We start from the raw sequence: 8,123 nt of genomic DNA on the forward strand, positions 1-8,123 counted from the left end.
TGAACAGTATTAATTTACGAAGCTAAGCAGTTTGAGCATCGCCCAAACAGTTCAAAACGATGAGCAGTGACTTCGCACCCTGGTAACTGCTCTTGAAGCTGTTCGAGAGGACACATATCCAGTTCTTCAGAGTTCCCACATTCTGTACAAATGAAATGATGGTGGTGACCGTGAGTCTCGCAATTGGATCGGAATAATTTCTCTCCATTTAATTCTGTCTGTTCTACAACGGACAGCTCTACAAATGTATGCAGATTACGGTAAATGGTATCTGGACTAATTCCAGGAAACATTTTCTTTAATCGATCTTGGACTTCTTTTGCGGTCATGTACTTATTATTTTTATACAAGACTTCTAATATACGCTGTCTTTTACCTGTGGTTTTATACCCATTTCTTTTTAGTGTTTTTACGGCTTGTTCAAAAGCTGTCAACTTTATCGCTTCCTTCTAAATAATAACAATCTATATTTATAGTAAACCTTCATTCGAGATAATTCAAGGGAGTAAATATTTCTATTTTGTGACGTATCTATTATACTGAGAGTATATCATGAGAACGGAGAATGTTTAATGAATACAAAAGAAAAAGTCAGCATCTTTATCTTGTCAGACTCGGTTGGTGGAACAGCCAGCAACGTCTTTCATGCGGCTCTCGCTCAATTTCCAAATATGAACTATGACCTGAAAAATTACCCTTTTGTTAGGGATGAAAATCATGTTGAGGTCATTTTAGAAAAAGCAGTTGAGTGGGATGCTATCGTTCTACATACATTCGTGAATCCAGTTATTGTTGAAAAAATAGAAAACTATTGTTTAAATCATCATCTTAGTTGCTTTGACTTGATTAATCCTCTGATTCGAGAAATGGCTAAGCGGACAAACACTAAACCTACTCATCGACCGGGAGCCAAACACCAGTTGGATGACAAATATTTTAACAGAATCAGCGCTTTGGAATTTGCTGTAAAATATGATGATGGAAAAGATCCCAAAGGTTATTTAGAAGCAGATATCATCATTTTGGGTATTTCTAGAACATCAAAAACACCTTTGAGTATTTTCTTAGCTAATCAGAACTATAAAGTTGCCAACCTTCCGCTCATGCCGGAAGCTCAAATTCCTGATGAAATTTGGCAAGTTGACTCTAAAAAAATTGTTGGGTTAACCAATGATGAGGAAATGCTGTCTAACATTCGGAAAGAACGCATGATTTCATACGGCATGCATCCGGATACTCCTTATTCTAGCAAAGACCGTATCCGTAAGGAAATAGATTATGCCGAAAAAATATATAAAAAATTAAATTGTCAGATAATCAATGTGGTCAATAAATCCATAGAAGAGACAGCGGCTATTATCATTAATTCTTTAGAAGGGTGAAGAAACTATATAGATGAAAAGAAACAAGCCAGTCCAATAGGATTATGGCTTGTTTTTCATTCGATGAGTTAGGCTTTAACGGGCTTATCTTTAATAAAGAACGTGAGTATAAAGGCTCCTAAAGCAAATAGCGTGACCATCCCAAATCCTCCACGAATTCCTTCAATGGTCAAATCAATCGGAGTTCCACCGGCATCGGCTGCTTCCAAAGTGGGAGCATGGACAAAGGAGGAAACAATGGACATGGAGGCAAAGACAAGTGTGATGGCAAAACTGGATCCAATTTGTCTAACCGTTTGCCTGGCAGATGTGCCGTGGCCCATTTCTTTTTCAGGTAGTTGATTCATACCTGCTGTTGTAACTGGAATATTGAAGAGACCAAAGCCAAAGGAAAGAAACAGATAAGCTCCTACTACGAACCATATTGGAGTGGTTTGCGACACAAAAACAAGCATTAAAGAGCCTAAAAATAAAATAAGTCCGCCGATGGGACCTAATTTAGAGACCCCTTACTTATCATACATCCGCCCTGTTATAGGGGAAATGAATGCTTTAAATAATCCCCCAGGTAAAACAATGAGTCCAGATAGGGTTGCTGAACGACCTAAAATTGTTTGGACATACATTGGCATGACATTTGTTATGCCTGTAATAACCATTAGACCTAACATTGAGATAATGACTGTCAAAGAGAATGTTTTATTTCTAAATAGTGAAACATTCAGCATCGGTTCGTCACTATTAATATTTCTTTTAATAAATAGAAAAACAAAAAGAGAACCGATCCCAACAGAACCCCATGCTAAAACAGAATTGAATCCTTCTGATCCTAATAAAGATAAGCCGAAAAGAAGGAGTCCGAAACCAATAATCGAATGACGAATAGACACCCAGTCTATTTTTGGATTACTCATAGGAAGAACATCCGTTAAAGTCAACAGAGCTAATGGAATTGACAACAAGGCTCCGATAAACAGGAAAATGAATATATAATGCCAAGAAAAAGCATCCACTACCCATCCACCTAATGCCGGCCCGACTGTGGGCCCTAAGCCTAATACAACTCCCATCAATCCTAAGGCCCCTCCCCTTTTTTCAGGTGGAGAGACAGTTAAAATGATGGTCTGCATGAGAGGAATAACCATTCCTGCTCCAATCCCTTGAAGTAAGGTGCCGGCTAAAACCACTGTAAAGTTAATCCCTAATGAAGCAATCAGAGAGCCAGCTGCAAAAATGACCATCATCATAACAAATAAGTTTCTTGATCGGAACCGTGTCATAGCAAATGCGGTAATGGGTACCATTATCCCTTTGACCAAGGTGTAGCCTGATACCGTCCATTGTCCAATGGAGGGAGACACGCCTAAATCCCGAATCATAGTAGGCAGGGCTGTCTTAATGGCTGTCTGATTAATGATGACCATTAAGGCCCCTGCGAATAAGGCTGTATACACAAGCCAGTAAGGCACTTCATTGTTATCCCTTTTATCTAGTTGAAAAGCCAAAAGACGTAGGCCTTTTCTAACTATTTTAAAATCTTTTAAATCCACAAATTTTCTCCTTTGTCTCTCTCTTAATGTGTATGCTTCTTATTATATAAAAATAAATAACAAAAAAAGGGAGATCATGACGATTCCCTGTAATTATGATTTGACTACATTGATTATTGGTCAAGTGTGCCTAATGGATTAAACGTTTTTCTTTTTACGTTTAATTTTTCCATCCCATTCACTATATCCGCCTTTTAATACATGTATATCTTCAAATCCCTGTTTTTTTAATTGTAATGCCGCACGATAACTTAATGTTTTCTTCTCGTCATATAAGTAAATCGGCTGGTCTTTTCTTAGTTCAACATGTCGTTGTTTTAAGTTCATGTAAGGAATATTACGTGCCCCGAGGATATGTCCGGCTTCGTATTCATCTTTCCCTCGCACATCAACAATTTGAGCCTTACGCATATTTTTTCTGAACTCATCATTTTCTAGAGTATTTGCCGCATTTTTTCTACGAAAATACTGAATTAATTCCCAAATTCCCCAACCAATGATAAAAATCCATAATACAATCGTTACTATTGTCCAAGTATCCAAAACTAACTACCTCTCTCTTCACACTATTCTTTTACTAGTCTACAGTAGTATGAAGAAAAATTCTAGTCTAAATTATAATGTGTCACTTAATAGAGGAACGATTTCAGCCGATTCTAAATCAATGATTGACTCATATCTCCATCCATATAAGAGGTATCTTTCCTCAGGACATAACAATATAGGGGCATCTTCCGGCAAGGAGAGGATGTCATCAGTGGTTTCTTCTTCAAAGTTAAGTTCGGCTAGTACGTACTCGCCAATTTCTTCTTCCAGTGCGAAAGAGTAGGTCGGCAAAACACCGAATGCTTTCCCATCTCTTTTGGATTGGGTCATATGAGGTTTGACTAAATAATCATTCATCGTCACTTTAGGTATGGTGATGACGTGCTCACTGACAAGAAGAGGGTATTCATGAAACAAGTGCACTTGGTGATCTGAAATGTCTGAATCAACCACTCCAATAAATGTATCTTGATTTAAGAAAAAATCAGAAATGTCTTGATTGATAAGTAGATCGCTGTCGTCTTCTCTCATATCTCCAATATAAAGACCGTTTCCATCTCTTTCCTTTACATAAAGGTAGACATTGGCTGAATACCATTTTGGTGCGAGAGATAGAATCTGCTTTTCTGATATTGTCTCTTCCTCTGTATTCCAGATATAGACTTTTATCTCATCTTCATCCCTTTCCGTATCATAGTGATAGTAAGCTACAAATACGAGTTCTGGCTTCATCGGGTTCCAATCGACACTGGCATACCCACTATAGGGAATAGGTGTCGTATGGAGTAAATCCCCTTCTCTAGTGATGATGGATAAATGTGTTTCATTTTCAAAGACTTCTTGAATTAGAATCCGTTCTTTTGATTCATGTATCTCAATGGTCAGTAAATAACTTGTATCTTCATGGATGGTCGTTTGTTCGCCTGTAAATATATTGAATGAAATAAGCGTATGTCCTTCCACGTCCCCTAGATGGACGAGTAGTGTATCTTCCGATAACCATCCCACGACTTTTTGAAAAACATCATAGGGAACATCTAAAGACTGAATCTGGTTGGTTTCAGGTGTTTCCTCTTCATTCTGGCTTGCCTGATTTCCTCCATCTGTTGAGCAGGCAAACAAAAAAAGGCAACAGCATGCAAGAAAAAGAAACACACTATAAAAGGGGAGGCCACTGAAAAAGTCCGATTTTCCCGAAAATGAAAATCCTATAAAAACTCATTCCCAAAAAAGAGTTAATTTTAGCTGATAAAGTGGTGGGAACTATGCTTATTATCAATGGTTTCACCTACGAAAGTGGGAGAAAGAATTTTCCGGATTTTCAAATTCAAATTTTTAGTCACTTTTTCAGTGGCCTCTAAAAGGGTGTTTTCTTTTTTTTCATGCTGTTCACCTCTTTACTAATGGATTATTCTACAGTCAGTGTACCATAGAGTCTGATCTTTATTTAGTAATATGCTCATGAACAGATTCATTTAATACTAATGAACTCGCTCCAATCACGCCGGCGTCGTTCCCTAATTCGGCAATGCGGATGTTCGTACTTTCTCTAATCGTTGGAAAAGCGTACTGAGAGAAATAGTGTCTGATTTTATCTGCTAAGAACTCCCCTGCTTTAGACACGCCTCCTCCAATAATAATGGTTGAAGGGTTGAGTACATTAGCGATATTCCCTGTTGCTAAACCAAGGTAGTCGCTTATTTCTTCAACAACCTCTAAAGAAAAGGCATCTCCTTCTTTGGCTGCATCCATAATCATCTTCGTATCAACAGCGTGATTATTTAAGATAGCGTCTTTTATCGGAGAGTCTCCCTCGTACGTGCTGGCTTTGTCTGTCGCCACACGAACGACGCCTGTTGCACTAGCTACCGTCTCTAGACAGCCTTTCTTACCACAGGTACAGGGGTATCCATCTGGATCGACTGTCGTATGTCCGATTTCTCCAGCTGCACCGATAGCTCCGTGAATAAGGGTGTTGTTTAAAACAACACCTCCGCCGACTCCTGTGCCTAATGTGATAAACACAACATTAGGTTCTTTCGCACCGGCACCAACCCATTGTTCACCAAGGGCTGCTACGTTCGCATCATTATCTATATAAAATGGAATGTTAAGGGCTCCTTGAATTTGCTCTCTTAAAGGCTGCAAGGTCGTCCAATTCAAGTTATACGCGCCGATGACTGTTCCGTCTTTTTGGTTAACTGTACCAGGTGAACCCATGCCGATTCCGATAAAATCGGATGAGGTGTAGTTGTTTTTATCCATGTGTGTTTGAATGGATTCGATAATAGATGGCGTAATATGCACGCCATTATCTGAAATGTCAGTCAGTATACTCCATTGATCAAGGATTTCTCCTTTTTGCGTCACAATTGCAAATTTAATAGACGTGCCACCTAAGTCGACACCAATGATTTTTCGATTTTCCATATTAAAATCCTCCACTATAGTTTATGAAAATAAGGTAGATAAAGGAATAAAGCGACTATATCCCAATAAAATCAAAATAAGAATGAGAACAACATAAAGGACAGCAAATAAGACTTGACGTTTCACGTTTTTGTTCCAGGCATTAGGAGCAGATAACGCAAAGGCAATCAAATAGCCTCCCACTAATCCACCGATGTGGCCAGCCATATCAATTCCACTACTGAATAAACCGAAAATTAAGTTTAATACAATTAAAACTGAAAAGTTCTTAGCCATCGCATTGATTTGCGGATGAACGGGAAAAAGCTTTTTGAGAACAAGAGTGGACCCGAACAAGCCGAATAAGGCCGTGCTTGCTCCTGCTGAAATGTTACTGTTAAATGCAAAACTTGCGGCATTTCCTGCCAGTGCACTTAAAATGTACAATAGGAAAAAACGCCAGTGACCAAAGACGGTTTCAAGTTGAATCCCCAAAAAGTAAATGACCAAGCCGTTAAAGACTAAATGCATTAATCCAATATGTAAAAACATTGGAGTCAACAAGCGGTACCAGTCTCCTAGGACAATGAGTTCATTCATTTTTGCACCTAAACGGAGCAGGACAAGTGTATTTGTACTTCCTCCTAAAAACTCTTGAATTAAAAACATAATGCCTGTTATCGCTAGAAGCGTATATGTTATATAAGGTCCTCTTTTAAATCTCTGCCACTTCATTTTTGTTTTATAATTCACATTTTTATCTCCTTAAATCTTTGCTCTAAGTATAGCACATTTTCTCATATAGACCCAATCCCGATTTACTAAATAGTGAATACTTATCCAGCCAGGTGTTTAATCTGGTTTAATTTTTGTGTAGTGAGCATCAAAAAAATAGTATTTAAGGTTAATCCGTTAAGCATTCGCCTGAGATTAAACCTTAAATACTATTCAACTCATTATTCCATATTACCGTCAAGGTCTTCTTTAAACTTTTTAGCAGCTTCTTCATTCTGCTCGACACGGTCATCCTCTGATGAACCTTCATCATGGTCAGCAGATGATCCCGCTTCTTCAATAGCTACAACGTGGGCTGAATGCAAGTAAATTTGCTTGCCGCTAGTCAAGAAAAACTCATGGACCTGATCCTTTGATTTGCCATCAGAATGTGTCATCTTCTGATAAATTGAATCAGGAGAAGCTTGAATTAAAAATGTTAACCCATTTGATAAATAAACTTTTGATACTTCTGACATAAGACTATCTCTCCTTTGTCTTGATAGTCTTATTTTACAAGAAAGAGCGTGTGAATCATACCTTTAAGCCTTATCACGCTTTAATTAATAATCGCCTGTACGATTTCATCCCGATTCATTTCTGAAGTAATCGTGTAGCTTCCTGCACGAACACGTAAATAAGCACCCGATTCTTCCAGATACTCATTAAAGGCATGACGGTCTTCTATTAATCCAAAAGTTAGTAATTGATCAGCAATCACACTGCTGGGTTCATTTTCTTCAATGACTACAGTATAAGTCGTGGCTGATGGTGTTTCTTCTTCGTCCTCTGCTTCTGTTTCCTCCTCCATTTCCTGAGAGTCTTCCTCTTGAGATTCCGCCTCTTCTTCAGGTGAGTTTAAAGCCGTACTTGTAGAATCAACTTGACCCAGGAGTCTTTCATTATCGAGTTCCAGACTTACTACCTTTTCCTCTAAGAAATGAATCTCGTTTTGTAACTCATCGACTTGATCCCTATCTGATGCTTCTGATTCTGTTTGAAATAATCCATTTAATGTAACGATCAATAAAGAAGAGAGTAAAAATCCTAATGCTAATAAGCGTATATTTTTCTTCGACATCTTTTCGTCTCCTATCTGTCCTTTTTAAATGCCCTCTGATATGTAAGTATCGATGGTATGTTGGACGGATGCTTCTTCTATACCTAATTGTTTCGAAATAACATCAGCAGACACGCCTTTTGTAAATAAAGAAATAATATTATCCTTTGCCAATGTTGTGACTTGATTATGTAACTCTGAAACAGGTGACGAGATATTTAATTCATTTTCCAGTGAATAAACCCGTTCATTTAAATCATAAACCGTCTTAGACATGGTTAAAGAAAACACTTCAAGCTCTTTATATGCTAAATCCCTTTCTTCTTTTTATTTGAAAAGAAAATGCTAAAAAGAGACAAAAAAGCACCTCTCATGGTATAATTAAATCATGAAAAATTTAAA

At 37.9% G+C, this 8,123-nt stretch carries 9 protein-coding genes and 1 pseudogene; 1 reads left to right on the top strand and 9 read right to left on the bottom strand.

The features are described from left to right. Positions 1-14: 14 nt before the first annotated feature. Positions 15-440: a Fur family transcriptional regulator gene (locus tag ABDZ53_RS11095; protein ID WP_425541710.1), complete on the bottom strand. Its 426-nt coding sequence runs from the start codon at positions 438-440 to the stop codon at positions 15-17. A gap of 132 nt (positions 441-572) precedes the next feature. Here ABDZ53_RS11095 and ABDZ53_RS11100 point away from each other — a divergent pair, with 132 nt between their 5' ends. Continuing rightward, entirely contained in the window at positions 573-1,382 is an 810-nt protein-coding gene (locus ABDZ53_RS11100; protein WP_343756539.1) for a pyruvate, water dikinase regulatory protein, read from the top strand. 68 nt (positions 1,383-1,450) lie between these two features. Here the strand turns inward: ABDZ53_RS11100 and ABDZ53_RS11105 are convergent. From ABDZ53_RS11105 to ABDZ53_RS11140, 8 genes and pseudogenes are all read right to left on the bottom strand, one after another. Next, positions 1,451-2,932, bottom strand: a pseudogene (locus tag ABDZ53_RS11105) (MDR family MFS transporter). 138 nt (positions 2,933-3,070) lie between these two features. Further along, on the bottom strand, positions 3,071-3,475 hold the full coding sequence (locus tag ABDZ53_RS11110) for a rhodanese-like domain-containing protein (protein WP_343756540.1): 405 nt from the start codon (positions 3,473-3,475) through the stop codon (positions 3,071-3,073). 72 nt (positions 3,476-3,547) lie between these two features. Further along, positions 3,548-4,600 carry a YqgU-like beta propeller domain-containing protein gene (locus ABDZ53_RS11115; RefSeq protein ID WP_343756541.1) on the bottom strand — a complete coding sequence of 351 codons (1,053 nt, stop codon included), beginning with the start codon at positions 4,598-4,600 and terminating at the stop codon, positions 3,548-3,550. Positions 4,601-4,921: 321 nt separating this feature from the next. Next, positions 4,922-5,908: an ROK family glucokinase gene (locus ABDZ53_RS11120; protein WP_343756542.1), complete on the bottom strand. Its 987-nt coding sequence runs from the start codon at positions 5,906-5,908 to the stop codon at positions 4,922-4,924. A 21-nt stretch (positions 5,909-5,929) separates the two neighbouring features. Beyond that, complete coding sequence (locus tag ABDZ53_RS11125) at positions 5,930-6,640, bottom strand: rhomboid family intramembrane serine protease (protein WP_343756543.1); 711 nt, start codon at positions 6,638-6,640, stop codon at positions 5,930-5,932. Positions 6,641-6,843: 203 nt separating this feature from the next. Then, positions 6,844-7,140, bottom strand: a complete 297-nt coding sequence (locus ABDZ53_RS11130; RefSeq protein ID WP_343756544.1) for a hypothetical protein — start codon at positions 7,138-7,140, stop codon at positions 6,844-6,846. 80 nt (positions 7,141-7,220) lie between these two features. Further along, a complete protein-coding gene (locus tag ABDZ53_RS11135) occupies positions 7,221-7,742 on the bottom strand; it encodes a hypothetical protein (RefSeq protein ID WP_343756545.1) in 522 nt (173 codons plus the stop codon). Positions 7,743-7,766: 24 nt separating this feature from the next. Then, entirely contained in the window at positions 7,767-8,012 is a 246-nt protein-coding gene (locus ABDZ53_RS11140) for a helix-turn-helix domain-containing protein (RefSeq protein ID WP_343756546.1), read from the bottom strand. Positions 8,013-8,123 lie beyond the last annotated feature (111 nt).

Origin of the sequence: Alkalibacterium iburiense (genome assembly GCF_039521845.1) — a bacterium.
Classification (GTDB): Bacteria; Bacillota; Bacilli; order Lactobacillales; family Carnobacteriaceae_A; genus Alkalibacterium; species Alkalibacterium iburiense.